The following is a 24981-nucleotide window of genomic DNA, read 5'->3' as shown; positions in this document are numbered from 1 at the left end:
CTTTCGCTTATATCGTGTCAGGTGGAACGAAGGAATGTGCCGTTCTGCTCTTCCAGGAGCTTCACAGCCATGAGGTGGTTTTGATCGAAACCGTATTTGTCGACAGCTTTTTTGTAGACCGCCTCGACCTGCTCGCACATCGGCAGCGTGGCGCCGACAGATCCTGCGAGCTCCAGGGTCAGGGCCATATCTTTGTGTGCAAGCCCGAGTGCAAATCCCGGGTCATAGCTGCCGTCCAGAATCGCCGGGCCGTATCGATTGGCGACGTAGCTCGCCCCGGTACTGCCCTGGATGATCCCCAGCATGGTATCTGCGGGAACCCCGCCTTTGACCCCGAGCATGAGGGCCTCGCTGAGGGCCACGGAGTTGAGGTAGCATAGCACGACCTGTGCAATCTTGGCGACGTAGCCGGCTCCATGAGGCCCTAGGTGCATGACCCGGTTGCCGATCTTGTCGAGGACTGGCTTGCAGCGGGCAAAGACTTGGGCGTCTCCACCGACCATGATCATCAGCGTCCCGGCTGCGGCGCCTTCAATGCCGCCGGAGACCGGAGCATCAAGGAAATCGATCCCGCAAGCATCGGCGGCCGCGCGGATGCGACGCTCGCATTCGAGGTTGTTCGTTGAGAGATCGATCCATACCGCACCTTTCGGCAACGCGGCAACAATGCCCTTCTCTCCGAGCGCCGCAGACTCGATGATTTTTGGGTTAGGTAGGGAGGTGAACGCGATGTCGGCGCCAGAGGCGGCCTCGGCTGCAGTCGTGGCCGCTGAGATCGCCTGGTTGCCGGCTGCCGCTCCGGTTGATCGGACGGCATCGACCTTATTTGAATCGAGGTCGAAAAGCGCGAGTTCGTAGCCGCCGCGCGCCAAGTTGCTGGCCATAGGCCCGCCCATATTGCCCAACCCGATAAATGCAATCCGCATAGATGTCTCCGTTCAGGGGCAGCCGGCGCTTCGACCTCCGGGGGAGCCCGCCCAAATTTGGCATGTCTCCAGTTGGCGCTGTCATCACTGGATCCCGCAATCCACTCTTTCTCACCCGCATTGACGTGGCAAACGAATATAATTATCGAGTCATATCGAAGAATTCGATTTGAGGACGGCTTTGCGTTGAATATTGAGCACATTCGGGCATTCTTGGAGGTTGGCAGCACCGGCAGCTTCCAACACGCCGCCGATCAGTTGAACGTCACGCAGTCGACCATCAGCGCTCGAATCAAGTCCCTCGAGCGCCGGCTAAACCGCCAACTGTTTCACCGTAAGCGTAACGGAGTGGCTTTGACGACCGGCGGGCATCAGTTCCACTCCAGCGCCATCAATATCGTCCGGGCCTGGGAGCGCGGCCAGCAAGTCGCAACCCTGCCGGAGGGCCTGAATGCCTTCGTCACGCTCGGCGTCGAAGACAATCATTGGCCCCGCGTGGTGCCCGGCTGGCTGGAACGTATGGCCAAGGCCCTGCCGGATGGAGTCGCGAGCGCCATCGCCGAGCGCTCGGATACGCTTATGGAGAAACTCCGAGCGGGACTGCTCGACATTGCCGTGCTTTATGATCCGCGCCATTGCGCGGAGGCGCGCATCGAACCGCTCATCAGCGAAGAACTCGTGATGGTTTCGACAACACCGCGCGCGGTGGAGAGCGGGGTCGTTCCTGGCTACGTTTTCGTGGATTGGGGGGAAACGTTCCGGGCGCAGCATAGCATGCATTTTCCGGGCGTCTTCAGCCATAAACTCACGATCCGCAGCGCCGCGGTGGCCATGGATCACATCCTCGCTAGCGGTGGTTCGGGCTATTTCCTGGCCGAATCCGTGGCACCGCACGTCAAGTCCGGCCACCTGCATGTGGTCAAGGGTGCGCCGCGCTTTCAACGAACAGTCTTCGTAGCCGTTCGTATTGACGTCATTGCACCTGAATTTATGGAAACCGCTGTGAAGGCATTGCGTGAGGCGATCGCCTGAACCTCAACCTGCACAAAGGAATCTCATGAAAATCACCGCGTTGAAGACTCGACCGACAGACGTTCCTTTTGCTAAGCCGATCACAACTGCCATTCACAATATGCGTTCGGTCGGATGCCTGCTTGTCTATCTGGAGACCGATGTCGGGCTCGTGGGCCAGAGTTATATCTTCACGTTGAATGCCGTCCGGCTCAAAGCCTTCGACGAGATGGTCCGTGGCTTTTCGCATCGCATCGTGGGCCAGGACCCTCACTATGTGACGGCGATCAATTCAGCCATCTGGTCCGAAATCAATCCAACTGGCTATGCTGGCGTCACGATCTCGGCGCTTTCCGCGCTCGACACGGCCTGTTGGGATCTGGTCGGCAAAAGCGCGGATCGGCCACTGCATCACCTTTTCGGAGCGTGCCGAGATCGCATCCGCACATACGCCAGCGGCGGACTCTGGCTTTCCCAGAGCATCGACGAACTGGTTGATGAGGCGGCGATCTTTCTTAACCAGGGGTTCCGGGCGATGAAGGTGCGTGTCGGCAACAAAGACCCTAGAAAGGATCTCGAGCGCGTCAAGGCAGTCCGAGAGGCAGTCGGACCCTCCATCGAAATCCTCACGGACGCCAACCAGGCGCTCACTCCAAAGCAGGCGATCCGTCTTGGCAGGATGCTTGAGGACCTCGACATCGGCTGGCTGGAAGAGCCGGTATCTGTGCATGACCTCGTGGGCCAGGCCGAAGTTCGTAATGCGCTCGACATGGCGATTGCTTCGGGTGAGACGGAGTGGACACGCTTCGGCATCCGCAACACGATCGAGGCCCGCGCCGCCGATGTGTTGATGCCGGACCTCCAGCGGATTGGTGGACTTACCGAAATGCGCCGGGTGGCGGCTTTGGCGGAAGCGTACTGCCTGCCCATTTCCACCCATATTTTCACCGAGCACAGCCTGTGCATCGCAGGATCTGCCGCCAATTGCATCTCCGTGGAACACATGCCGTGGTATGCGCCGCTGTTCCGCGAACAGATGGAGATCGTGGATGGCGACATCCTCATACCCACCCGTCCCGGAGCCGGTTTCACGTTTGATGAAACTGCTGTGGAGCGCTTTGCGATCGACTGACGGCTCGTTTGGACATCGAAAAAGTCGATGTCAGGGTCGAATTATATTCGTTAGTTAAATGTTCGGCATTCCTATAATTCCTGATGTGGGGAACCGCTCCGGCGACTTCATAGCTGCTGGGGACATCGCCTGGAATTGGAATACCAACAGGAGAAAACAATGCTCTCACACTCGCTTAAACTCACCGCCGCAGCCTTTATCGCTACCATCGCCGCGACTGCGGCCGAAGCCAAATGCGGTGACGTCACCATCACGGAGATGAACTGGGCCTCGGGATCGATCGTCACCGCTGTCTCTAAGTTCCTGATGGAACAGGGCTACGGCTGTAAGGTCACGGTTGTTCCTTCGGCTACTGCTACTGCGGTGACATCGGTTGCAGAGACCGGCCGTCCCGACATCGTCACCGAACTCTGGCTTAACGGCGCGCCAGCATACCCAGCATTGGTGACCGCCGGCAAAGTTAAGACCTTGGGCCATATCCTGACCCCCGGCGGCATTGATGCATGGTGGGTCCCACAATACCTCGTTGACGAACATCCGGAACTTGCGAAGATTGATGGCATTCTGGCCCATCCCGACTGGGTCGGCGGCAAGTTTCATAATTGCCCCGAAGGCTGGGGTTGTAAAATCACGAACGACCATTTGGCTGAGGCTTTCGATCTGAAAGGCCACGGCATCGAAGTTTTCAATCACGGCTCCGGAGAGACGCTGGCCGCAGCGATCGCCGCTGCCAACGAGAACAAACAGCCTTGGTTCGGTTACTATTGGGGTCCAACATCCGTTCTAGGCAAGTACAAGATGGTCAAGGTCGACATTGGTCCATATGTCCCCGAAATCCATGCCTGCAATGCAGTGGAAACGTGCAAGACACCCGGCAAGTCGGCCTATCCGCCGGCAGAGGTGGTGACAGCAGCGACAACGGATTTCGAGAAGCGCGAGCCCGAGATTGCAGCGCTAATGTCCAAGGTGACGTTCACAACCGAGCAGATGAACGAAATACTGGCGTGGCAGGATGGCAAGAAGGCTTCGGCCGATGAGTCAGCGGTCCACTTCCTGACCACTTATAAAACGGTGTGGGCGGACTGGCTCAGCCCTGAGGCGAAAGAAAAGCTTTCGGCCGTCTTGAAGTGAGATCAACAAGCGCGCTCTCCGGGCACCACCCACGCTGTGTGTGGGTCTAGTGGTTGACTTGGCAAAATGCTTGGCGGCACCTCAAGCACATCGACAAGCACCTCTCGGTCAATTCTGGTGGCCGCGCCTTGACGGGCGTGGCTGCCGGATTGCGGCGATTTAAGGCTCGAAATGTCAGCTTACGAAAAAGCTTTTGACTCCTTGGGGCTGCGGTCCTGGTGCGACGCCGGCGCCATCGGCGGGCCGATGTCGATGGACGATCTACTCGCCAAGGCCGGCGCGGCGGGGACCGAGCAAACCGAATTTTTCCCGTTTCCGTCCCTGGATGTCCTTCACAAGGCGTGCGGCGCCTTCCCACGGACCCGCGACATGACGGCCGGATTGGAACGTCTGTTCCTGGACGTGAAAGACCCCGTCAAAGTCGTTCTGGACCCGGTGACGCAGCCCTTGAGCTGGGCGTTGCGCAACACCATCGATCTGATGCAGTCACTTCCTTGGTGGGCTGCTATCCTGATCCTGGTCGCCATCGCTCATTTCGCCGGGCGTCGCACCGGCGTGACGATCTTCGTGCTGGTGGTGTTCCTAGTCTTGGCGTTCATCGACCATTTTGGTTACGCCATGCAGACCCTCGCCATCATCATGGTCTGCACATTCATCTGTGTCCTGTTCGGCGTGCCGATCGGAATTGCGATGTCACGCAGCAACCGGTTGGAGCGGTGGCTGACGCCTTTTCTCGACCTGCTGCAGACGTTGCCCACTTTTGTCTATCTCATCCCGCTGATCTTCCTGTTCAGCGTCACGGAGCCGAAGCTGTACGGCATCGCGATCATTCTCTATGCGATCGTGCCGTCGATCAGGCTAACGAACCTCGGCATACGGCTAGTGGACAAAGACGTTCTCGAGGCCGGAGAGGCGTTTGGCATGACCTCCTGGCAAAAGCTCTATCGCGTCCAGCTGCCCCTCGCGCTGCCGAACATCATGGCCGGTATCAACCAGACAATCATGTTGTCGTTATCTATGGTCGTGATCGCTTCGCTGGTCTCCGCGCCTGGCCTTGGAACTCTTGTCCTTCGCGGCATCAACAAACTCGAACTCGGCGTCGGCCTTGTCGCGGGCCTCGGCATCGTGCTCCTGGCCATTGTTCTCGACCGAGTCAGCCGAGCAGCCCTCCAGCGCGTCAATAAGATGCATCAGTCGCGGACATGAGCATGACCGAGAGCTTCGTATCCATCCGCAACCTGTACAAGATCTTCGGCAACAACGCGCCGGCCATGGTGTCCTACGCGAAGGCCGGGATGCACAAGAAGGACATGCTGCAGGCCTACGGCCATGTACTTGGGCTGCGCGACATCAATGTGGAGATCAAACAAGGCGAGATCACGGTGATCATGGGCCTTTCGGGCTCCGGAAAATCGACCCTCATTCGACACCTCAACCGCCTCGTCGACCCCACGGCGGGTGAGGTCATAGTCAACGGGACGGACATCATGAAACTCGATCGGGCGAGGCTGCAGCAGCTACGCCGGACCCAGATGTCTATGGTTTTTCAAAAGTTTGCGCTGCTGCCCCATGAAACGGTCCTCCGCAACGCCGGCATGCCATGCTCTGTGCGTGGGGACGGGCGGGCCAAAACCGACGAGACGGCCCGCAAATGGCTCAGCAGAGTCGGCCTCGCGGGCTCGGAGGGGCTGTATCCTCACCAACTGTCGGGAGGCATGCAGCAGCGCGTCGGCCTTGCGCGGGCGCTAACTTCAAACTCCGAGCTCATGCTCATGGATGAAGCCTATTCGGCGCTTGACCCGCTTATCCGCTCAAGCATGCAGGACCTCCTCTTGGAATTACAGAAGGATCTCCAGAAGACCGTCGTCTTCATCACGCATGACCTAGATGAGGCCCTCAAGCTCGCCGACCATCTGGTGATCCTGAAGGACGGCGAAATCGTGCAGCAAGGGGAACCGCAATACATCCTCCTCAACCCGGCCGACCCTTACATCGAAGACTTCGTCAGCGATATCAACCGCGCCCGGGTGCTTCGCGTCCGATCCGTAATGGAAAAGACTATCGTCGAGGATGATGGCTATGAAGTCCTCGACGGGGACGAAACCCTGGAGCGAGCGATCCTGCGATCCCACGGTGCCGCCGACAAGTCATTTGCGGTGCACTCGAACGGGGCCCGGGTGGGCACTCTCAAGATGACTGACGTTTTGAAGGCGCTCGTACCCACGGCGACGACAGGACGGAACCACAGCAACGTTTAGGTTAGGACCACGACGATGGGTTTCCCTTGGCGCTCTTCAACCGAATGGACCTCGCTGTTGCCGAACAAATGCCGTAGGCCATGGCTGCGAGGATTTTTGCAAAGGCTTTTCAGGCGTCCCGGAAAGTGAATCCATGAGTCCTCTGATCACAGGTTACGGGGCTCCGGTTTTGGGCATTGTCTCAGAAGTCATCGGCTCATCTCTGTTGCCCAGAACACAGCAATTTACGAAGCTTGGACCCACTGCCGCTGCCATTTGGAACGACGAGGCCTATTCGGCACTTGACCGACTAATCCGGTCCAGCGTGCAGGACCTTTTGTTGGACCTGCAAAACGATCTTCATAAAACGGTCGTTTTTATCACCCACGATCTCGACGAAGCCTTGAAGCTCGCGGATCATCTCGTGATCCTGAAGGATGGCGAAGTCATCCAACAGGGTGAGCCCCAAGACATTCTACTGAACCCGGCGGACCCTTACATCGATAATTTCATGAGCGATATCAACAGGGCGCGCGTACTTCGCGTTCGATCCGTCATGCAAACGGGGCCCGTGTCGCACGACGCAGACGAGGTTATCAGTAGCGATCAGACGCTCGAGGCAGCTTGAAGGCCGGGGGAGCGGCCGACAAAGTTCTCTCGGTTGAGGTCGACGGTGAGCGTGGTGGGACACTTAGAATGACGGACGTGCTGAAAGCACTCGTGCCTAGGATTTCCAGTAAAGCGACTTAAAGTGCGTGGGAGGAATGCAGATGATGGATTGTCTTAACGGTAGGTCGGCGGGAAGGAACCCGGGACCACTAGTACCTCTTGTCACGCGTCCAGCCGCGGGATAGCCTTCAACGCAAACAGCCCACGGCTGTGGGCGCTTTTGATGGTTTCATACTATGGTTCGTCGCTACTATGACCTGCCGTCCTTGACCTCACTGGCGGTTTTCGAGGCGTCCGCGAGACATCTCTCGTTCAAGCTCGCCGCGTCAGAATTAAATGTCACGCCAGGCGCCGTCAGCCGACAAGTAAAGGCTGTCGAAGAGGAAATTGGCGTTCCCCTATTCCACCGTGTGCATACCGGTGTGATGCTCACTTCCGCCGGCGAGGAACTCTACTCGGTTTTGGCGAATGGTTTCACAAGAGCGTCGGAGGTTGTGAAGAGCGTCAAGCGCGGCGATCAGGCTAGTCAGCTAACGATCGCGTGCACCGACAATTTTGCATCGCTATGGCTGATGCCACGGATGCCCGACTTCTGGCAGCGATACCCCGACATCTCAGTCGACCATCTTGTGTCGGATGATCCTCGCGACTTCAGGAACGCGGAGGTTCAGCTGCGCGTTCGCTACGGGAATGGCTCATGGCAGGCGGAGCGTGCCGAGCATCTTTTCGACGATGGCATGTACCCGGTATGCGGACCGGGATTCGCGCAGCAACACTGCGATGTGACACCCAAGTCATTACCTGAGCTACCGCTTTTGCATTTCAGTTGGGTTGACTCCTATTGGACAGGGTGGGATGAGCTGTTCACGAAAGCAGCAATCCCACATGATACGCCTAGGGGTCGAAGGTTCGGGAAGTTTTCGGCGACGATGCAGGCTGCGCAAGCCGATCAAGGCGTCGCAATCGGATGGCATCGTCTCATTCACCCTCTGGTCACTGCGGGTAAGTTGGTCAGGCTTACCGATTTGCGTCTGCCCGCACCCGGAAACTTCTACCTGACGTGGAATGAGAACCGGAAGCTGTCAGGGGCAGCTCAGCTGTTCAGAGACTGGATGATGGAGCTCGCAGCGAAAGAGCCCGCGATCTAGGCTGCTGCATTCGTCACTATGACGACCCGCGTTATCCTGCCAGCAGCCGGGGGTATCTCCTTGTTCGCGGTGGAGGTTCTCGCAGAAAGGACGACCGTAGCTCTGCGATCGGGATATTCGCTCCAATCGCGGCGCGAAGGCGGACTCTCTATTTCCCTTGTCTGCTGCTCTCAAAGTTCTACATCGTGTCAGCATGATCCTCAGGACATGAGCCAGACGTGCCACGTGACGCATTAATAGGGAGCACTGAGTTCGTTCACCGATACTAACACCGTCTTCATCTCGGTGTAGTGCTGGATCGCAGCCTTTGAATTCTCTCGGCCAACGCCCGATAGCTTTGAGCCCCCGAACGGAGTTTCCGGCGGCGAAACGTTATATGTGTTGATGTAGCAAGTCCCGGACTCAAAGGCTTTTGCGACACGATGCGCCCGTGCGAGGTTGGCTGTGAAAACTCCCGCAGCCAGACCAAATTCCGTTGCATTGGCTCTTCCGATCACTTCTTCTTCCGTGTCGAAGTCCAAGACGGACATCACCGGACCGAATATCTCCTCACGCGCGATCGTCATCCGATCGTCGACTTCCGTGAAAACGGTTGGATACAGGTAATAACCGGCACGGTTGAGCTGGATACCGCCATGTACCAGGTTCGCCCCCTCACCTATACCCTTCTCGATATAAGACCTGACGATCTGTAGCTGTCGCTCGCTTATCAATGGACCAAAGTTCGTTTCGGGATCCATCGGATCACCGATCTTTGCCAATGAAAGCCGTTGCAGCAGACGTTCCGTGAAGGCAGTTTTTATGCCCTTCTGAACGAACACCCTCGTTCCATTGGAGCAGACTTGGCCGGATGAATAGAAGTTGCCGAGAATCGCGCCGCTGACCGCGGTCTCTAGATCTGCGTCGTCAAAAACAATAAGCGGTGATTTCCCACCGAGCTCCATAGTCACACGTTTCATACCCTCGGCTGCTGCGGCGTAGACCCTTTTGCCTGTGGCTACGGACCCCGTGAGCGAAACTTTCGCGACGCGAGGATCTGCTATCAGCGTAGCGCCGACCTCACCGTAACCCTGGACGACATTGAATACGCCGGGCGGGAGACCCGCTTGATGGAGTACCTCCGCCAGCTTAAGGGCCGTCAGCGGCGTGATCTCCGATGGTTTGAAAATCACGGTATTGCCGCATGCCAACGCGGGCGCCGCTTTCGCGCAAGCGATCTGCAGGGGATAGTTCCAGGCGCCGATTCCCACACAAAGCCCGACTGGCTCTGGCACTGTGTAGGCAAAGTCTCCGTTCGCCAGTGGGATGTAGTCGCCCGTAATGCTCGCCGCGACACTTCCAAAGTACTCCAGTAGGTCGGCGGCAGCGCCAGCATCCGCTACGATCGTCTCCTGTATGGGCTTTCCGGTGTTCTGCGTTTCGAGTTCAGCGAGTTCAGCTGCACGCTCGCGCAATATCCGCGAAGCTGCGCTCAACACACGGCTACGCTCGGCGCTGGTGGCCTCTCGCCAGATGACTTTCGCGGCGTCCCCTCCCCGCAGAGCCTCCTCAACGATGGTGTGCGTGGCCGAGTGGAGCGTCGCGATCACCTTACCGCTACCCGGATAGATGACCTCGATGGGCTTTCCAGACGTATCGTCGAGATACGCGCCATTGATGAAGTGGCTTGCCTCAGGTTGATATTTCATTCCGCGACGCCTTTTCACTCAATAGGTCACTGTGACTTCGCCGCACCGCTGCAAAAGCGCTCATCGATGACGTTTCGCGTGTTGCGATATCGGCAGCATTGGGAAGAAGTTGATGCTTTCTGGATCCGAGCTGTCTGCTGCTGGAGATCAGAATCGCCAGATACCATTCACCGCGTCGCAAAATCTGGGGCAACAAGGTGACTAACAGCTGTGTATCTCCCTGCGAGCAATTCGAGGAGTTGATAGATCATCGCGGCTGTCGGGGCGTGCAAGTGATGGTCGAAGAGAGGAAGTCTTATCAGATTGGCGCCGCCCCCCAGCTCGTCAGAAAACTGTGCTCCACGCTCACCAGTTACATCCGACAACTTAATCCGAAACATCTCTGTGACCTCTTCAGGATTGATGTTGAAGGCCGCGTCGGACAACACAACAAAAACCACGGGCGTGATCACGTAGCCAGATTGGCTGACGTAGACGTCAAGAGACCCTATCGCCTGCTCCTCGCGAAGCTTCAGACCGATTTCCTCATCACACTCACGAATGACCGTCTCTATAGGCATCTCGCCGTCATTTGCGCGCCCGCCGGGCAGAGCGTATTGGCCAGCATGCGATCTCATCTTCGAATTTCGCAGCGTTAATAGGAAAGCAGGTTCGCCAGACCCATCATCCGCCTCGATCAGAATGATGCCGACGGCTGCACGCTTCAAAGATTCGCCGCTCTCCGTCTTCCAAGGCGCTACCGCTTGGTACTGCGATCGAAGATCTGCGACCAATTCCGGCGTCAGCTTTGATACGTGCAAGTGCCGCCTCCGCTCCGTTTATTCAGTTCCCACTTGATGCCGGTCGCGCACCACAGGTTGCTGTGGTGCGCCGGTTGAGTTAGTCCAGACCCTTGTAGCGAGCTTGAGCGTGATCCAGAGCCGCGCGGAGGCCCTTCTCCACCGTCATGCGGGTGAGCTCCTCATACTCCGGAACCGGCTGCTGCCCGAGCACGGCGACGAGTTCGAGGTAGTAGTCGGTCGCGCTACGAAGTCCCTGCATCTCGTACAGACGGTTCAGGTACATCTTGTGCATCTGCTGCATGTGGCGCGGAATGCGCGCCATGAGCGTCGCCTTGCGCTTCGTAACTTCATGAAGCTGTTCAGGAGCGCAGACTTCCGAGATCAAACCAAGGGTCTTCGCCTCTTCGGCCGGAACTTCGCGACCTGTTAGAAGCAGGTCCTTCGCCGTCTTCATATTCACCAGCCAAGGCATGAATAGGCAGTGCGCGGACAAGCCATAACGCACTTCGCTGTACCCCATCTTCGTGTCCGACGTGGCGATCGTGTAGTCGCAGAACAGCGAGAACTCGAACGCCTTTCCGATCGCATACTTATGGATCGCGCAGATCACTGGCTTACTCAGGAGCCACGGCGTGATGAACTCTTCGAACTGCCTAATGTACTTTAGGCGGTATGGGTAGATGGAGGAGCGGTCATCCTGGCTGTCGCCATCCAGATCGTAGCCACCCGAAAAGCCCTTGCCGGCGCCACGCACTACAATCACGTGCACCGAGTCATCCTGGTCTGCACGCAGCAAGCCGGAGCGCAACTCAAGAATGAGCGCTTCGCTCATAGCATTGGCCTTCTCCGGGCGATTTAGCGTGATCCAGCAGATGTGCTCCGCATCCACTTCATAGAGGATATTCTCGTAATTTGTAGTCTCGCTGGTCATGTCCAATGGGTCCTCTGTCGGTAAAATCCATCTCGTCAGCCGTGTGCGCCTTGCGAGATCGTGAATCGGATATCAGCAATCCGCACTTCATGTGTCAGCAAAAAAGTAACCTGACCGGTGACTTTGCTTCCAAAAGCCCTCTCGTCAACATTAGCTGAAGTGTGCTAAGTATGTTGAGAGGCACACTGATGACGACGAGCAGTTATCTCCGGTCGCTCCCCTGATGATAGGCGCGCGAAGCCGCTATAATCGCTGCATTGCAGCAAACATTTATCTAGGTTGGAATATGTGTAATTGGTCGGGAACGAGATGAGATCTGAATTGTATCAGACTGGGTGAAACTGGATCGGTATCGTAACGATCTATGTAATTCGGCGAGATAAGCGCTTGCGAGATGCCCGCTTGATTTTGTCCAGGCAGTCGCTCGTGTTCGAGAGAACCAAGGAGATGGCCTGATACATCTCCCTGCCAGGCACCGTTAGCAAAACATCCGCATCGTGCGCAATAATCAGGCAAACGCCTAACTCATCTTCGATTACCTTCATCTTCTGCCTGATCTCGGATGCGCTCAGCCCGAGTTCTCTGGCAGCCGCGTTGATCGAGAGGTTTCTCGCCAGCGACTCAAACAGTTCCAAGGCATCCAGGCTCGGCAGGCTGTGGTAGCGATGTTCCATCGGGGTATCCAATCAGATCGACCATCGCGCTCGCATCGGGTGCCGATAACTGCACGACGCGGAGCCTCTGGCCTCGGCGCTGGCTTTTGCCGATGGCTCTAGATCAAAGTGCTGAAAAGAGACGACGTACACGGGCCGAATACGCAGTTGCCGTGGAATAGGACATTGGAAAAGCTCTCTCTTAGGTCCTGACAGAACGTATGGCCTGATTTGGCAAATTTCACAGCAGCTATCACCTGTCAGGTGAGCCGATCGAAGCGAAATAAAGTCATCCTCCGCATGACTTTATTTCGCGCTCTCGCGAACTGCGGCCATGTTAAGCGTTCATCAACGTTGGGCGAACAGGCCGCTTACCAGCCGACAATTCGAGATTGCTCAGCGCGGCCACGCGATCGGCCGGAAAAGAAACGTCACCGAATGATGTTCAGAGAGGAGAACGGAATGTCTAAAGATTACGACGTCACAAAAAGTTGGGAAGCCAATCGCCGCCGGTTCCTGCAGACGGCTGGAATGTTGGGCCTAGCAGCCGCAGGCGCCACTTCAGGTATTTTTGCCGCGCACGCGCAAACGGCACAGCCTAAGAAGGGCGGTCACTTCAAAATCGGCGTGGGTTCAGGCTCCACATCGGATTCGCTGGACCCAGGAACGTACGCTGAGACATTTATGTATATTCTTGGCCACGGGCTGCACAGCTACCTAACGGAAGTGGATGTGAACGGAAATCTGGTGGGTGAACTAGCCGAATCTTGGGAGCCGTCAAAAGACGCCAAGACATGGACTTTCAAGCTTCGCAGCGGCGTCGAGTTTCACAATGGCAAATCACTGACGGCCGCTGACGTCATCGCGTCTATCAATCACCATCGCGGAAAAGACTCCAAGTCTGCGGCAAAAGACATCTTGAAATCCGTGACAGATGTCAAAGCAGACGGAAATGAGACCGTTGTCGTGAACCTCACAGAGGGCAACGTCGATTTCCCTTACCTTATGGAGTATTATCAACTCCCGATCATGCCCGAGAAGGACGGCAAGGCTGATGCGTCTGGAGTAGGATGTGGCGGGTACGTGCTTGATACTATCGACTTCGGTGTAAAGGCATCAGCAAAGAAGTTTGCCAACTATTGGAAGCCGAACGCCGCGTGGTTCGACTCTATAGAAATCTTGGCTATTCGGGACGTTACCGCCCGAACGAATGCGCTCACGACGGGGCAAATCGATGCGATGGACCGTTGCGATCTTAAAACGATCCACCTGCTGGAACGTAACAAAATGCTGGAGATCGCATCGGTAAGCGGAACCCAGCACTACGTTTTCCCAATGCTGGTTGACGTGGCCCCATTTGACAACGTGGACGTTCGCCTTGCGCTGAAGTACGCTATCGATCGAGAACAAATACTCAAGACAATGCTCAGCGGGTATGGGCAGATTGGCAACGATCATCCAATCGCCTCGACCAATAGGTTTTTCGCGAAGGACCTGCCGCAGCGGGTGTATGATCCCGAGAAGGCAAAGTTCCATCTCAAAAAGGCGGGATTGGGCGACCTCAACATACAGCTCTCGGCCTCCGACGCTGCGTATACCGGTGCTGTGGATGCAGCCACGCTGTATCAACAGGAGGCCTCGAAGGCGGGTATATCGATTGATGTGGTGCGTGAGCCTGCGGACGGCTACTATGACAATGTCTGGATGAAGAAGCCCTTCTCCACCAACTACTGGGGCGGTCGCCCGACGGCGGATTGGATGTTCACCACTACCTACGCTGCGGAAGCTTCCTGGAATGAGACCCACTGGAAAAACCCGCGTTTCAACGAGTTGCTCGTGGCCGCCCGAAGTGAACTCGACGACGGAAAGCGGTTGGAAATGTATACGGAAATGCAGAAACTCTGCAGCGACGAAGGTGGTGCCGTCATCCCTGTCTTCGCGAATTACATCAATGCGCTTTCCAGGAATGTCGGTCACGACAAGATTGCCACCAATTGGGACCTGGACGGCTTCCGCTGCTTCGAGCGCTGGTGGCGAGCTGATAGCTAAGAGATACTTCAGCGAAACATGTACCAGATTGGTAAAATCATCGGTCAACGCGTCGCCCTCGGCGCGTTGACCCTATGGATCGTCTCGATCGTAATCTTCGCGGGAGTACAATTTCTTCCAGGTGACATCGCCACCGAAATTCTCGGACGATCCGCTACGCCGGAGGCGGTCGCAGCAATCCGGAAGAGCTTGGGGTTGGACGTGCCGGCGCACATCCGCTACTTCCAATGGCTGGGATCCATCCTTCAGGGAAATTTTGGCACGGCGCTCGCGAACGGCAGAGACATCGCCGAGCTTATTCGGCCGAGATTTATCAACACCCTGCTGCTTGCACTGAGCGCCGCGGTAATCTCGGTACCGCTTGCCTTGTTAGGGGGCATCGTTGCGGCGTTGTACCGTAATACGATCGTCGATCGTTCCATCAACATCGTCACTCTCGCCTCGATCTCGTTCCCAGAGTTTTTCGTAGGCTACGTGCTCATTCTTTTCTTGTCTGTGCAGGCAGGTATATTGCCGAGCATGTCGGACGTGGACTCGTCGACCGCTCTCGTTGATCGGCTGATCGCAATGGCCCTGCCCTCCCTGACGTTGGCGGTGGTCGTCCTCGCACACATGATGAGAATGACCAGGACCTCGATCATCAATGTGCTTGGGAACCAATACATCGAAACAGCTCGCCTCAAAGGCCTCCCGGAGCGGCGCGTTCTAGTTGGGCATGCTCTCCCCAATGCACTCGCCCCTATCGCGAACGTCATCGTGATGAACCTAGCGTATCTTATAACGGGCGTGGTCGTCGTTGAGGTCGTGTTCGTTTATCCAGGTCTCGGTCAGTTGATCGTCGACTCGGTACAGAAGCGCGATATCCCTGTCGTACAGGCGTGCAGCCTCATCTTCGCCGCAACATACGTCGTCCTGAATCTAATCGCGGACATCCTGTCCATCGTCACGAACCCCCGGCTTCTTCATCCAAAATAGAAGTCGGTCTCACTAGGCTACGTATCCGGCATACTTGGACTTAACTGACCATGATCAAGCTACGCGACATCCCGCTAAGCGCCAAATTCGGGATTATTGTGATCATCATGTACGTGCTGACGGCGATATTCGCGGCGCAACTCGCTCCCTATGGCGAAGCAGACATCGTTGCTACGCCCTTTGAAGCATGGAGCTCACAATTCTGGCTGGGGACCGACAATCTCGGGCGGGACATGTTCACGAGACTCCTTTTCGGAGCTCGCAACACCTTGGGCATAGCGTTTGTGACGACTGTGATCGCGTTCGCGCTGGGCGCGACCGGTGGCCTGGTAGCGGCGACTTTCGGTGGTTGGACAGACCAGATCCTGTCCCGCTTCGTGGACGTGCTTATGTCGATCCCGCAGCTGATCTTCGCATTATTGCTCCTCTCAATCTTTGGCATCTCCATCCCCTCTCTAATCCTCGTGATCGCGGTTCTAGATTCCACTCGCGTTTATCGCCTGACCCGCGCGGTGGCGATCAATGTTACGGTCTTCGACTATGTCGAAGCTTCGAGACTTCGAGGCGAAGGTGCTATTTGGATCATGACGCGGGAGATCCTGCCAAACATCGTTCCGACGCTGATCGCGGAATTCGGGTTGAGGTTCTGCTTCGTGTTTCTGCTGATAAGCGGACTTTCGTTTCTAGGCCTGGGTATCCAGCCCCCTACAGCCGATTGGGGATCCATGGTGCGCGACAGCGCGACGTTGATAACCTACGGCGACGTGACGCCACTCCTCCCGGCCGCTGCCATCGCGCTGCTGGCGGTTGCGATAAATCTGGTTGTGGACTGGTTTCTGCATCGGGCCAGCGGACTTAAAGACGACTGACGCATTCAAGTCTGCTCGAACCCCTACCCTTGGAAGCGAAGCCTTGTGGTGTCAGCACTAAACGGCTGCCACACTGACCACGTTGGAGGTTCCAATGTCCGAAAGAGGAAAGATGTCCACAGAGCAATGCGCTGGCATCGCTACGGCAGGCGAACTCCTGACCATCGAGAATTTGCGTATCGAGGCGCCGGCGTCAAACTCGGTCCGTGGCGGAGTTCCGTCCATCCTCGTAGACGACGTTTCGTTGAGCGTGCGACGCGGCCGGGTTATGGGCTTGATTGGCGAATCCGGCGCAGGGAAGTCAACCATCGGCCTCGCAAGCATGGGCTACGGGCGTGGTGGTATTAAAATCACAGGTGGATCGGTCGTTGTCAACGGTCGCGACATACGTAAGCTCAGTAAGGCCGGATTGAGAAAGCTGCGCGGCAAGGAAATATGCTATGTCGCCCAATCGGCGGCGGCAGCGTTCAATCCTGCCAAAAGGCTGATGGACCAGGTTGTCGAGGCTGCCCTGATGCACGGCGTTTCCAGCCGAGCGGACGCTGAAGCGCGCGCTGTCATCCTGTTCAAGAAGCTCGGGCTGCCGGATCCGGAGAAAATCGGCCGACGTTTTCCGCATCAAGTGTCAGGCGGTCAGCTTCAGCGCGTCATGACCGCAATGGCGCTGTGTTCGGAACCTGACCTCATCGTTTTTGACGAGCCTACTACCGCTCTCGACGTCACCACGCAGATCGATGTGCTGGCGGCGATACGCGACGCAATGCGGGAAACGTCGGTCGCGGCGATCTACATTACTCACGATCTGGCTGTGGTCGCCCAAGTTGCCGACGAGATCATGGTCCTGCGCGGCGGAAAAATGGTCGAACAGGGCACGACGCGTCAAATCATCCACCACCCCAGGCAGGACTACACAAAGGCGCTGGTCGCAGTTCACGACATCCAGCACCCTGAGAAACCAGCAGCCGCGTCGCCAATCCTTGCCATAGACAGGCTCACCGCCGGTTACGGAAACGGCACCATCAAGGTTCTAGAAGACGTCGCGTTAGTACTCGAGAAGGCTCACACCCTTGCGATAGTTGGCGAGTCTGGTTCGGGCAAATCGACACTGGCTCGTGTCATCACCGGGTTGCTCCCGCCTATGAGCGGCAGCTTGAAATTTGACGGGAAGGCACTCCCTGCGAGGCTGGCCGAACGGTCAAAGAATGAGCTTCGTCAGCTGCAGATGATCTACCAGATGGCCGATGTCGCTATGAATCCCCGGCAGACGGTCGCCACGATCATAGGACGGCCCATCGAATTCTACTTCGGTATCAAGGGTGACGAACGAGATCGTAGAGTTGCGAAACTGCTCGACCAGATCGAACTAGGCAAGGAGTTCGCAAATCGATATCCCTCGGAGCTTTCGGGAGGTCAGAAGCAGAGAATATGCATCGCGCGCGCTCTAGCAGCCAAGCCGCGCATCATCATCTGTGACGAGGTCACTTCCGCGCTGGATCCGCTGGTTTCCAACGGCATCTTGAAGCTCCTTCTCCAGCTGCAGAAGGAAGAGGAAATTGCGTACCTCTTCATTACTCATGACCTCGCGACCGTCAGCTCGATCGCGGACTCGGTAGTCGTTATGCACCGTGGTCGGGTCGTAAGATCAGGCGCGAAATCGCAGGTTCTAAATCCGCCGTTCGACCCGTACACGGAACTGCTGCTCTCTTCCGTTCCGCAGCTGAACGAGGGTTGGCTCGATGGAGCTATTGCCTCACGGCGTATGCAGCCCGCCGGAAACTAGCGGGGCAAAGCCGGCGCGTATAGGAGGTGCAGTATTGCGCGGAGGAAGGCGGGATGCCCTACTTCCTTTTGATGGCAATCTGTTTGCCAGCGCGAACAGGCCGCCCTCGCATGGAGTGGCGTGCCAACACCTGATCGAGCTCAAAAAAAATGTCGTCAGGAAAAGGAGCCACTCGCGGGCCCGTCAGGTCGATGTGGAGGCATAGCTGCTCGGAAGTTGCCGAGAGCCAACCATCAGCATGGTAAAGTTCCTGGAACAGGTGCAGTCTTTTCTGGTCGAAATCCAGAAGCTGGAGTGTTGCGAATACGTCGTCACCAAGGTGCAGTTCGCGAACATAACAAACATGAGCCTCTGCGGTGAAAGTCGTCAGCTTTCGCTCTGCGACATACCCACCCCCAAGCTTCATCTCTCTGAAGGCGAACTCCCCCGCTCGATCGAAGAGAACATTGTAATAAGCCATGTTCAGGTGGCCATTATAATCGATCCAGGACGCGTCCTCGACCTTCATAATGGGAGAAGAGAAAATATCTGACATGACTTACAATGCTGAAATGCGGAAACTGACAATTGTCAGGCTGCACGAAGGCGGTTGTCCCAGCGCTGGAGCAGCCTAGCCTTGGAGCGATTTAGGTAGCAAACCACCAACGCTCAGCGCAACGAAAGCCATCGAGATCGCGGCTCGATCCGATTTTCCCGTGTCCGATCTTTCGAGAAACGGCGTTGACGTAGTTTGCGAAGAGCGGAATTACAGAGCCTCCGTCGTCCCTGCAGATTGCCTGCATCTCCGTATACATCTCAGCTCGCTTTTTGACGTCGAGTTCCGGTCGAGCTGCCACCAGAAGCTTGTTGAAACGAGGATTTTTCCAGCGGGTCTCATTCAAGCTGACACCTGCAGCGTAGAATTGGGAGAACATCCAGTCCGCAGTCGGCCGCCCGCCCCAGTAGCTGAGGCACCAAGGCTTTTTCAGCCAGACGTTCTCCCAATATCCATCTGCGGGTTCTCGCACCACATTGATGGAAATTCCGGATTTCTGAGCGTTCTGCTGGTAGATGACCGCCGAATCCACTGCACCTGCGAAGGCAGCGTCTGACGCTGACAGGTCAACGCTGAGGCTCGACAGGCCAGCCTTGCTGAGATGGAATTTAGCCTTGTCCGGATCGTACTGGCGCTGAGGCAAGTCGACCGCGAAGTCACGTGTGCCCGGAGCAATCGGGTGGTCGTTGCCCAGTTGTCCATGCCCATAGAGGACAGTGTCGAGGAGTTGCTGGCGGTCGATGGAACATTTGAGAGCCAGCCGAACATCGACATTGTCGAAGGGAGCCACGTCCACCAGCATCGGCAGCGTGTAGTGCTGAGTTCCCGCCACAGAAGCGATTTCGACGCGCCGATCGCGTTCCAGCAGTCGAACCGTTTTCAGGTCGCATCGATCCATGGCGTGGATCTGGCCAGTTGTCAGCGCATTTGTCCGGGCGACCGTGTCGTGGATGGCCAGAGTTTCAACTGAATCGAACCAGGCGGAATTTGGCTTCCAGTAGTTCTCGAAACGCTTGGCAATTGCCTTCACGCCAAAATCGATGCCGTCGAGCTGATATCCGCCACAACCTACGCCGGACACGTCGACCTTGCCATCCTTCTGGGGAAGGATCGCCAGCGTGTAGTCTTCCATCATGAACGGAAAATCTGCGTTTCCTTCCTTGAGTTTGATGACGACAATGTGCGGGCCATCAGCGCGAATATCCTCAATGGCGTCGACGATACCCTTCGCACCTGACTGTGACTGATCTCCCCGGTGGTGATTTATCGAGGCGACGACGTCGTCCGCGTCCAAGGTCTTACCGTTGTGGAATACGACATCCTTGCGAAGCTTGAAATTCCAGGTCTTGGCGTCCGATGACGGCTCCCACTGCACGGCCAGTTCGCCAACCAACTCGCCCTCAGCGTTGATGTCCGCCAGGTAGCCATGAAGGCTGCGGCCAAGCGACATCATGAATGTGTCATGATACAGCGCCGGATCGAGGGAGTCCGTCGAGGAGCCAGAGCCGATCCCTATCCTGAAATGACCACCTCGCTTGGCGTCGGTTGTCTGGGCTCTCGCTACGTTTGGAAACCCTGATGAGCCGACCATCATAGCGCCTGCGGCAGCTACTCCCGTCAAGAATTGGCGACGGGTAGAATGAGGACCTGTTCGTGAAAAATCGTAGTTAGCCATGACACCCTCCCCTTAAGCGCTTCTAACAGCACCGGCGGCGCTTCTGCATTTGCAGTACAGCTACCGCTGCATGTGAATTATCACGGGACTGATGCTGAACCGTCTGAAAAAAACTCATCCCCGGCATGAGTTGTCAGCGTTCAAACGTGCGCCGATTTTCACGAGTTCGCGTAGGTACGGCCGTCAATGAGGGCCGATAAAGGCAGCCTGTCAGGACTTCGATGGTAACCGCTAAACCCCAGCCGCGAACGCTGCGGTTTAGCAGCGCTCGCGGCGCGGTCGAGGCCTTGGGAGCCATTACTTGAGTGGTAGTGGTGCTGAAATTTGGTCTGTCCTGCTCCTGGGACTGTTAGACTGGACCGAGTGCTCCCGTGCGCCGGAGATCTGCAATCTGGCCGTCGCCAAGTCCAAGCTGAGAAAGTATTTCGCCAGTGTGGGCGCCTCGCGCCGGCACCGAACGCAATTCGGGGGATTCAGTAACCGAGAATCTCGGAGCCGCGGTGGCCTGCAGTATGCCGTCTACGGTCCGGTACACGTCGCGTGCCTTCATGTGCGGGTGTTCAGCAGCTTCCGGCATCGTCAGCAGCGGAGCGAAGCATGTGTCAGTGCCCTCCAGGAGAGCACACCATTCATCCCTCGACTTCGTTTTGAACAGTGCTGCCATCTCCTCGCCGAGTGGCTTCCAAACGGCAGGATCGTCACGCCGCTCTTCTGCGAACCGCTCATCCCCGCCCAGCCCAAGTCGCTTCATGAGATCGATGTAGAACTGCGGCTCCATCGCCTGCAGGACAACCCACTCTCCGTCCGAGCAAAGGTACGTCCGGTCGAAATGCTTCTTCAATGCTCCGGGACGGGCATTCGCATAAACCATGTTGTAGTCGACAGGGAGGAACGAGACCAAGAGGTTCAGCAAGTGGGCTGAGCCGTCGACCATAGCGGCGTCGATGACCTGTCCGGTTCCTTCATTCTTGGCCCTTAGGATTCCTGCGAGAATGCCAATCGCAAGGTAGAGCGCTCCACCCGCCACATCGCCCAAGATCGTCGGGGGTGATTCAGGCGCGACATCAGGCTGAGTGGCAAAATAGAGAGCACCGGACAGAGCAAGGTAGTTGGCATCGTGCGCTGCTGCCTTAGCCAAAGGACCGTGCTGGCCCCACCCAGTCATACGCCCGTAGACAAGCGATGGACGACGGGCAAGACAGACATCTGGTCCAATTCCCAGCCGTTCCATCACTCCTGGCCTATTACCTTCGATTAGCGCGTCGGCTCCCTCGACTAGATCGAGAAATGTGGCGACGGCCTCGGGCTTTTTCATATCAAGCACGATTGAACGTTTGCCGCGGCTGCAGACGGACCATGGTCGTTCGGTTCCGATGTCTGCAGCCGGGCGCTCGACTGCGATCACATCCGCACCGAGATCTGCGAGCAACATCCCGCAAAACGGGCCGGGGCCCATTCCGACCATTTCAATGATCTTAACGCCGCTAAGTACGCCCATGGACGGTTCCCTGTGCTTGTCTCCGCGTGGCACCCCTATGCGGAGACGGGTGAATGAGGCCGATGTCGGTTACGCGATAGTTCAGCGCACATCTTCTGATGTTGTTGATTGAATGAGATTGGGCGGTTGGCCTACGCGCCGTGCGCTCGCATGAGCTCACGGCTAATTATGAAACGCTGGATTTCAGATGTGCCTTCCCATATGCGTTCCGCACGGGCATCTCGATAAATGCGTTCGAGGGGAAGATCGGTCATCAAGCCCATACCACCGCAAGTCTGGATTGCTTGGTCAGCAACACGCCCCAGCATCTCGGAGCACCAAACCTTTGCCATGGCGCAATCTTGCGCAACCGTTGGAGCTTTTTGATCAACTTTCCAAGCAGTATTCATAAGCAGTAGATCGCCCAGACGAATGTCCGTCGCCATATTCGCGAGTGGAAAACCTATGCCTTGAAAGTTGCCAATGGCTTGGCCGAATTGCTTCCGACGAGCGGCATACTCCACAGCCACTTCGAAAGCTCGCTCGGCACGAGCCTGACAGACGGCGGCAACTGAAAGCCGCCCTTCTCCCAGCCACTTTGTAACGACCTTAAAACCTTCTCCTTCTTCACCGACCATTTGCCAGCCACCGACTCGAACATTGTCGAAATGCAGAATGTCGTTGGAATGACCCCGGTGACCAAGCTGTTCGTAACCCTTGGCAACAGTCACGCCAGGTGCATCCAAATCGACCAAAAAGCACGAAATGCGCTTCTTAATGCCCTTTGGAGTGTGCTCTTCGCCAGTCACCGCGAATAAGATAACAAACTGGGACCGTTGAGCGTATCCGATGAAATGCTTGGTCCCGTTGATGATCCAGTCTGAACCGTCTTTGACCGCTTTAGTCTTCATGCTGCGCAGATCGGAGCCGGCGTCAGGCTCGGACATAGCGATACACTCACGCTTCTCACCTCGCATGACGGGCTCGAGGAAATGAGCTACCTGCTCCCCTTCACATGCGGCGAGGATATTATTCGGCCGCCGCACACACTCTGCCAACGCAGTTGACGCGCGGGAGAGGCCGCGCTCCACGAGAGTTAACGAGACGCAGTTCAACCCGCCTCCGCCCACGCTTTCTGGCAGATTGCAGGCATGAAGACCGATTGCCATGCCTTTCTTGCGTATCTCCAGATCCAGTTCAGGAGGGAGGACTCCAGTCCGTTCCAGCAGCTCCTCATGTTGGATAAGCTCTTTCTCGCAGAACTCTCTGGCAGTATTGTAAATTAATTTTTCTTCTTCGTTTAGTTCGAAGTCCATACCGATTTACCTCCCAATTCAAATGTAGAATGCTGGATGAACTGACCGCTGCTTAATTCTGAAAGCGGCCGTGGCTGCCTTCGGGTGCCGCGATCAGCGCGTAGGTCTGTGTTATCGCCCCTTCCACACGGGTTTCCGCTTTTCAGCGAAAGCAAGCAGACCTTCTCGCTCGTCTTCTGAGCCATTCACCCTTTGAACGATCGGTAGCTCCTTGAGCCGCTCTTCGTCTGGCTGTTTATCGAAAGACTGGAACATCATTTCCTTGCTCGCAGCCATCGCAAGCGGCCCATTTTCGAGGAGTACTTCGGCAAGCTTGATTGCGCCTTCCAGCGCCTTCCCGGGTTCCGTGATCTGATTGATCACGCCGAACCGCTCGAAGTACGGCGCTTCTTTGAATGCGCCCGTGAGCGCAATTTCCATTGCAAGGTGATACGGCATGCGTGTCGGAAGCCGGACAAGGCCGTTTGTCGCTACTAGGTTGTGGCGCACCTCAGGAAGCCCGAACTTCGCATCGCGCGCTGCAACGATTAGATCGCAAGAAAGCGCTGTCTCGAAACCACCAGCAAGAGCGTACCCTTCAACAGCCGCAATTAACGGCTTGCGTGGAGGACGACCCATTATGCCGAAATCACCACGCGCTAGCGGCGGCGGGATGCCATCCTTGGCAGCAGCCTTCAAATCCATACCCGAAGAGAACGTGCCGTTCGCACCGGTTAGAATTCCGACGAACAGGTCCTCTTCATTATCCAGCACGTCCATGGCCTTCTCCAGCGCCTTGGCCATGTCCAGATTGAAAGCGTTCCTGGTATGCGGGCGATTCAAAGTCGCAATCAGGATCGAGCCTCGGCGCTCGATCAGAACGCAGTTGGATTCTTCGCTCATTTCAATCTCCCACGAGTCACTGTTTTGCGCCAGGATCGCTGGCGCTTTGCGGTTACCAAGGAGATGCAGAGACTTCGTCACGCCACCGCTCAAGTCATTCGAGTGTGGCGGGGAAGAGCACTTCCTCGCTTGTATAAGAAGCGGCATATATGATTGGAGTGGACACCAAAATTCGAAATAAAATCATTCAGCTGGTGACTTTTTTACGCGCCGCCGTGTGTGTACGGCCATGGTAATGTCTGCAACTAAGGGCAGCGACCTCTCTCTCTAGCGGTCCGGTGAGAATTGTGATCGATCTTAAGATCGGGTAACGCATGCCAAAGCCCAACGGTCTGCCCGTCGCGAGAGAATGGTACCGCGTCGCAGCGGTGTCTGACGGTATAAGTCAGATCATCGAGAAACATGTCGTGCCGTGGATGCGCTGCAATATTTTTCTTATCCGCGGACGGTCAAGCAGCCTTCTTCTCGATAGCGGCATGGGCTTCCGACCGATCCGGAATGAGATCGAGGCCCTGAGAGACATTCATATCAAATGCGTCTGCACACACTGCCATTTCGACCACACCGGATGCGCGCACGAATTTGATGTGCGGCTCGGGCATGCATCGGAAGCGCAAATACATGCCGAACCAGATCCCGACAGCACATGCGCTCGTGCATGGCTCAGCGAGGAAATCATCACCGCCCTGCCAAATGACGGCTTCGAAATCGCCAACTATCGGCTCACGCCGGCGCCGCTCACAGGGTATCTCGACGAAGGCGATGTGATTGATCTTGGCGACCGTGCCTTCCAGGTGCTGCATCTGCCCGGGCATTCCCCCGGTTCGATCGCGCTGTACGAAAAATCGACAAAAACATTGTTCAGCGGGGACGCGATCTACGATGGCGATCTCGTCGACAACGCGTGGCATTCAGACGCTGAAGCTTTCCGCGAGTCTCTTCGCAGATTGCGGGAGCTTCCTGTCGAGACAATTCACGCGGGCCACTTTCCGTCGTTCGGAAGACAACGTCTGCTCGAACTCATAGATCTGTATCTCGCAGGCGCCATCAGCATCGGTGATGTACATGCGTGGAAAGCGGCCAAATCTGACACCTAGCTTTTGCTCCGACTCCTT

General features: G+C 56.6%; 21 protein-coding genes and 1 pseudogene. 12 read left to right on the top strand and 10 right to left on the bottom strand.

Features of this window, described 5'->3' with window-relative positions; all coding sequences use genetic code 11:
* Window positions 1-17: 17 nt before the first annotated feature.
* Window positions 18-926, bottom strand: coding sequence for an NAD(P)-dependent oxidoreductase (locus OHD58_RS29225; protein WP_263807129.1), 909 nt, complete (start codon window positions 924-926; stop codon window positions 18-20).
* 186 nt (window positions 927-1112) lie between these two features.
* Between OHD58_RS29225 and OHD58_RS29220 the strand changes: the two genes are divergently transcribed.
* The 7 genes and pseudogenes from OHD58_RS29220 to OHD58_RS29190 all read left to right on the top strand — a co-directional run bounded on the left by OHD58_RS29220 (window position 1113) and on the right by OHD58_RS29190 (window position 8254).
* Window positions 1113-1958 (top strand): LysR family transcriptional regulator, encoded by an 846-nt coding sequence (locus tag OHD58_RS29220; RefSeq protein ID WP_263807128.1) that lies wholly within the window; start codon window positions 1113-1115, stop codon window positions 1956-1958.
* Between the two features lie 25 nt (window positions 1959-1983).
* Window positions 1984-3069 (top strand): mandelate racemase/muconate lactonizing enzyme family protein, encoded by a 1086-nt coding sequence (locus OHD58_RS29215; RefSeq protein WP_263807127.1) that lies wholly within the window; start codon window positions 1984-1986, stop codon window positions 3067-3069.
* Window positions 3070-3228: 159 nt separating this feature from the next.
* Complete coding sequence (locus OHD58_RS29210; RefSeq protein ID WP_263807126.1) at window positions 3229-4200, top strand: ABC transporter substrate-binding protein; 972 nt, start codon at window positions 3229-3231, stop codon at window positions 4198-4200.
* A 246-nt stretch (window positions 4201-4446) separates the two neighbouring features.
* Window positions 4447-5406, top strand: a complete 960-nt coding sequence (locus OHD58_RS29205; RefSeq protein WP_263807125.1) for an ABC transporter permease — start codon at window positions 4447-4449, stop codon at window positions 5404-5406.
* On the top strand, window positions 5403-6458 hold the full coding sequence (locus tag OHD58_RS29200) for a quaternary amine ABC transporter ATP-binding protein (RefSeq protein WP_263807124.1): 1056 nt from the start codon (window positions 5403-5405) through the stop codon (window positions 6456-6458). Before OHD58_RS29205 ends, OHD58_RS29200 begins: the two co-directional genes overlap by 4 nt.
* Before the next feature lie 262 nt (window positions 6459-6720).
* Window positions 6721-6999 (top strand): annotated as a pseudogene (locus tag OHD58_RS29195) (glycine betaine/L-proline ABC transporter ATP-binding protein); the annotation flags it as partial.
* A gap of 343 nt (window positions 7000-7342) precedes the next feature.
* Window positions 7343-8254, top strand: a complete 912-nt coding sequence (locus OHD58_RS29190) for a LysR substrate-binding domain-containing protein (RefSeq protein WP_263807123.1) — start codon at window positions 7343-7345, stop codon at window positions 8252-8254.
* A 233-nt stretch (window positions 8255-8487) separates the two neighbouring features.
* Here OHD58_RS29190 and betB read toward each other — a convergent pair whose 3' ends face one another.
* The 4 genes from betB to OHD58_RS29170 all read right to left on the bottom strand — a co-directional run bounded on the left by betB (window position 8488) and on the right by OHD58_RS29170 (window position 12329).
* On the bottom strand, window positions 8488-9942 hold the full coding sequence (gene betB / locus OHD58_RS29185) for a betaine-aldehyde dehydrogenase (RefSeq protein WP_263807122.1): 1455 nt from the start codon (window positions 9940-9942) through the stop codon (window positions 8488-8490).
* Between the two features lie 167 nt (window positions 9943-10109).
* Window positions 10110-10742 carry an NUDIX hydrolase gene (locus OHD58_RS29180; protein ID WP_263807121.1) on the bottom strand — a complete coding sequence of 211 codons (633 nt, stop codon included), beginning with the start codon at window positions 10740-10742 and terminating at the stop codon, window positions 10110-10112.
* A gap of 79 nt (window positions 10743-10821) precedes the next feature.
* Window positions 10822-11655 (bottom strand): enoyl-CoA hydratase/isomerase family protein, encoded by an 834-nt coding sequence (locus OHD58_RS29175; protein ID WP_263807120.1) that lies wholly within the window; start codon window positions 11653-11655, stop codon window positions 10822-10824.
* 362 nt (window positions 11656-12017) lie between these two features.
* Complete coding sequence (locus OHD58_RS29170; protein WP_263807119.1) at window positions 12018-12329, bottom strand: LysR family transcriptional regulator; 312 nt, start codon at window positions 12327-12329, stop codon at window positions 12018-12020.
* Between the two features lie 441 nt (window positions 12330-12770).
* On the opposite strand from OHD58_RS29170, the gene OHD58_RS29165 reads away from it, so the two are divergent.
* From OHD58_RS29165 to OHD58_RS29150, 4 genes are all read left to right on the top strand, one after another.
* Window positions 12771-14357, top strand: coding sequence for an ABC transporter substrate-binding protein (locus OHD58_RS29165; protein ID WP_263807118.1), 1587 nt, complete (start codon window positions 12771-12773; stop codon window positions 14355-14357).
* Between the two features lie 18 nt (window positions 14358-14375).
* The gene (locus tag OHD58_RS29160) at window positions 14376-15332 is read left to right on the top strand and encodes an ABC transporter permease (protein WP_263807117.1); all 957 of its coding nucleotides are present in this window, start codon (window positions 14376-14378) and stop codon (window positions 15330-15332) included.
* Between the two features lie 50 nt (window positions 15333-15382).
* A complete protein-coding gene (locus tag OHD58_RS29155; protein ID WP_263807116.1) occupies window positions 15383-16201 on the top strand; it encodes an ABC transporter permease in 819 nt (272 codons plus the stop codon).
* Window positions 16202-16295: 94 nt separating this feature from the next.
* Window positions 16296-17981: an ABC transporter ATP-binding protein gene (locus OHD58_RS29150; RefSeq protein WP_263807115.1), complete on the top strand. Its 1686-nt coding sequence runs from the start codon at window positions 16296-16298 to the stop codon at window positions 17979-17981.
* Between the two features lie 58 nt (window positions 17982-18039).
* On the opposite strand, the gene OHD58_RS29145 is transcribed toward OHD58_RS29150, so the two are convergent.
* The 5 genes from OHD58_RS29145 to OHD58_RS29125 form a co-directional block, all read right to left on the bottom strand.
* Window positions 18040-18516 carry a thioesterase family protein gene (locus OHD58_RS29145; protein WP_263807114.1) on the bottom strand — a complete coding sequence of 159 codons (477 nt, stop codon included), beginning with the start codon at window positions 18514-18516 and terminating at the stop codon, window positions 18040-18042.
* 91 nt (window positions 18517-18607) lie between these two features.
* A complete protein-coding gene (locus OHD58_RS29140) occupies window positions 18608-20191 on the bottom strand; it encodes an ABC transporter substrate-binding protein (protein WP_263807113.1) in 1584 nt (527 codons plus the stop codon).
* A 349-nt stretch (window positions 20192-20540) separates the two neighbouring features.
* Window positions 20541-21689 (bottom strand): CaiB/BaiF CoA transferase family protein, encoded by a 1149-nt coding sequence (locus OHD58_RS29135; protein WP_263807112.1) that lies wholly within the window; start codon window positions 21687-21689, stop codon window positions 20541-20543.
* 131 nt (window positions 21690-21820) lie between these two features.
* A complete protein-coding gene (locus OHD58_RS29130) occupies window positions 21821-22984 on the bottom strand; it encodes an acyl-CoA dehydrogenase family protein (protein WP_263807111.1) in 1164 nt (387 codons plus the stop codon).
* A gap of 111 nt (window positions 22985-23095) precedes the next feature.
* On the bottom strand, window positions 23096-23866 hold the full coding sequence (locus tag OHD58_RS29125; protein WP_263807110.1) for a crotonase/enoyl-CoA hydratase family protein: 771 nt from the start codon (window positions 23864-23866) through the stop codon (window positions 23096-23098).
* A 314-nt stretch (window positions 23867-24180) separates the two neighbouring features.
* Between OHD58_RS29125 and OHD58_RS29120 the strand changes: the two genes are divergently transcribed.
* Entirely contained in the window at window positions 24181-24963 is a 783-nt protein-coding gene (locus OHD58_RS29120; RefSeq protein ID WP_263807109.1) for an MBL fold metallo-hydrolase, read from the top strand.
* The last annotated feature ends 18 nt before the right edge of the window (window positions 24964-24981 follow it).

Origin of the sequence: Mesorhizobium sp. ZC-5, from assembly GCF_025753855.1 — a bacterium.
Lineage (GTDB): Bacteria > Pseudomonadota > Alphaproteobacteria > Rhizobiales > Rhizobiaceae > Neomesorhizobium.
Note: the sequence above shows the minus strand (reverse complement) of the source record. Positions and strands in the feature narration are given on the sequence as shown.

Bases quoted from the DNA above. Each gene is read 5' to 3' on its own strand.
- OHD58_RS29135 (WP_263807112.1), bottom strand. From the start codon at position 21,689: ATGGGCGTACTTAGCGGCGTTAAGATCATTGAAATGGTCGGAATGGGC.
- OHD58_RS29130 (WP_263807111.1), bottom strand. From the start codon at position 22,984: ATGGACTTCGAACTAAACGAAGAAGAAAAATTAATTTACAATACTGCC.
- OHD58_RS29150 (WP_263807115.1), top strand. From the start codon at position 16,296: ATGTCCGAAAGAGGAAAGATGTCCACAGAGCAATGCGCTGGCATCGCT.
- OHD58_RS29140 (WP_263807113.1), bottom strand. From the start codon at position 20,191: ATGGCTAACTACGATTTTTCACGAACAGGTCCTCATTCTACCCGTCGC.
- OHD58_RS29200 (WP_263807124.1), top strand. From the start codon at position 5,403: ATGAGCATGACCGAGAGCTTCGTATCCATCCGCAACCTGTACAAGATC.
- OHD58_RS29170 (WP_263807119.1), bottom strand. From the start codon at position 12,329: ATGGAACATCGCTACCACAGCCTGCCGAGCCTGGATGCCTTGGAACTG.
- OHD58_RS29145 (WP_263807114.1), bottom strand. From the start codon at position 18,516: ATGTCAGATATTTTCTCTTCTCCCATTATGAAGGTCGAGGACGCGTCC.
- OHD58_RS29125 (WP_263807110.1), bottom strand. From the start codon at position 23,866: ATGAGCGAAGAATCCAACTGCGTTCTGATCGAGCGCCGAGGCTCGATC.
- OHD58_RS29155 (WP_263807116.1), top strand. From the start codon at position 15,383: ATGATCAAGCTACGCGACATCCCGCTAAGCGCCAAATTCGGGATTATT.
- OHD58_RS29175 (WP_263807120.1), bottom strand. From the start codon at position 11,655: ATGACCAGCGAGACTACAAATTACGAGAATATCCTCTATGAAGTGGAT.
- OHD58_RS29120 (WP_263807109.1), top strand. From the start codon at position 24,181: ATGCCAAAGCCCAACGGTCTGCCCGTCGCGAGAGAATGGTACCGCGTC.
- OHD58_RS29215 (WP_263807127.1), top strand. From the start codon at position 1,984: ATGAAAATCACCGCGTTGAAGACTCGACCGACAGACGTTCCTTTTGCT.
- OHD58_RS29225 (WP_263807129.1), bottom strand. From the start codon at position 926: ATGCGGATTGCATTTATCGGGTTGGGCAATATGGGCGGGCCTATGGCC.
- OHD58_RS29165 (WP_263807118.1), top strand. From the start codon at position 12,771: ATGTCTAAAGATTACGACGTCACAAAAAGTTGGGAAGCCAATCGCCGC.
- OHD58_RS29160 (WP_263807117.1), top strand. From the start codon at position 14,376: ATGTACCAGATTGGTAAAATCATCGGTCAACGCGTCGCCCTCGGCGCG.
- OHD58_RS29205 (WP_263807125.1), top strand. From the start codon at position 4,447: ATGTCGATGGACGATCTACTCGCCAAGGCCGGCGCGGCGGGGACCGAG.
- OHD58_RS29210 (WP_263807126.1), top strand. From the start codon at position 3,229: ATGCTCTCACACTCGCTTAAACTCACCGCCGCAGCCTTTATCGCTACC.
- betB (WP_263807122.1), bottom strand. From the start codon at position 9,942: ATGAAATATCAACCTGAGGCAAGCCACTTCATCAATGGCGCGTATCTC.
- OHD58_RS29190 (WP_263807123.1), top strand. From the start codon at position 7,343: ATGGTTCGTCGCTACTATGACCTGCCGTCCTTGACCTCACTGGCGGTT.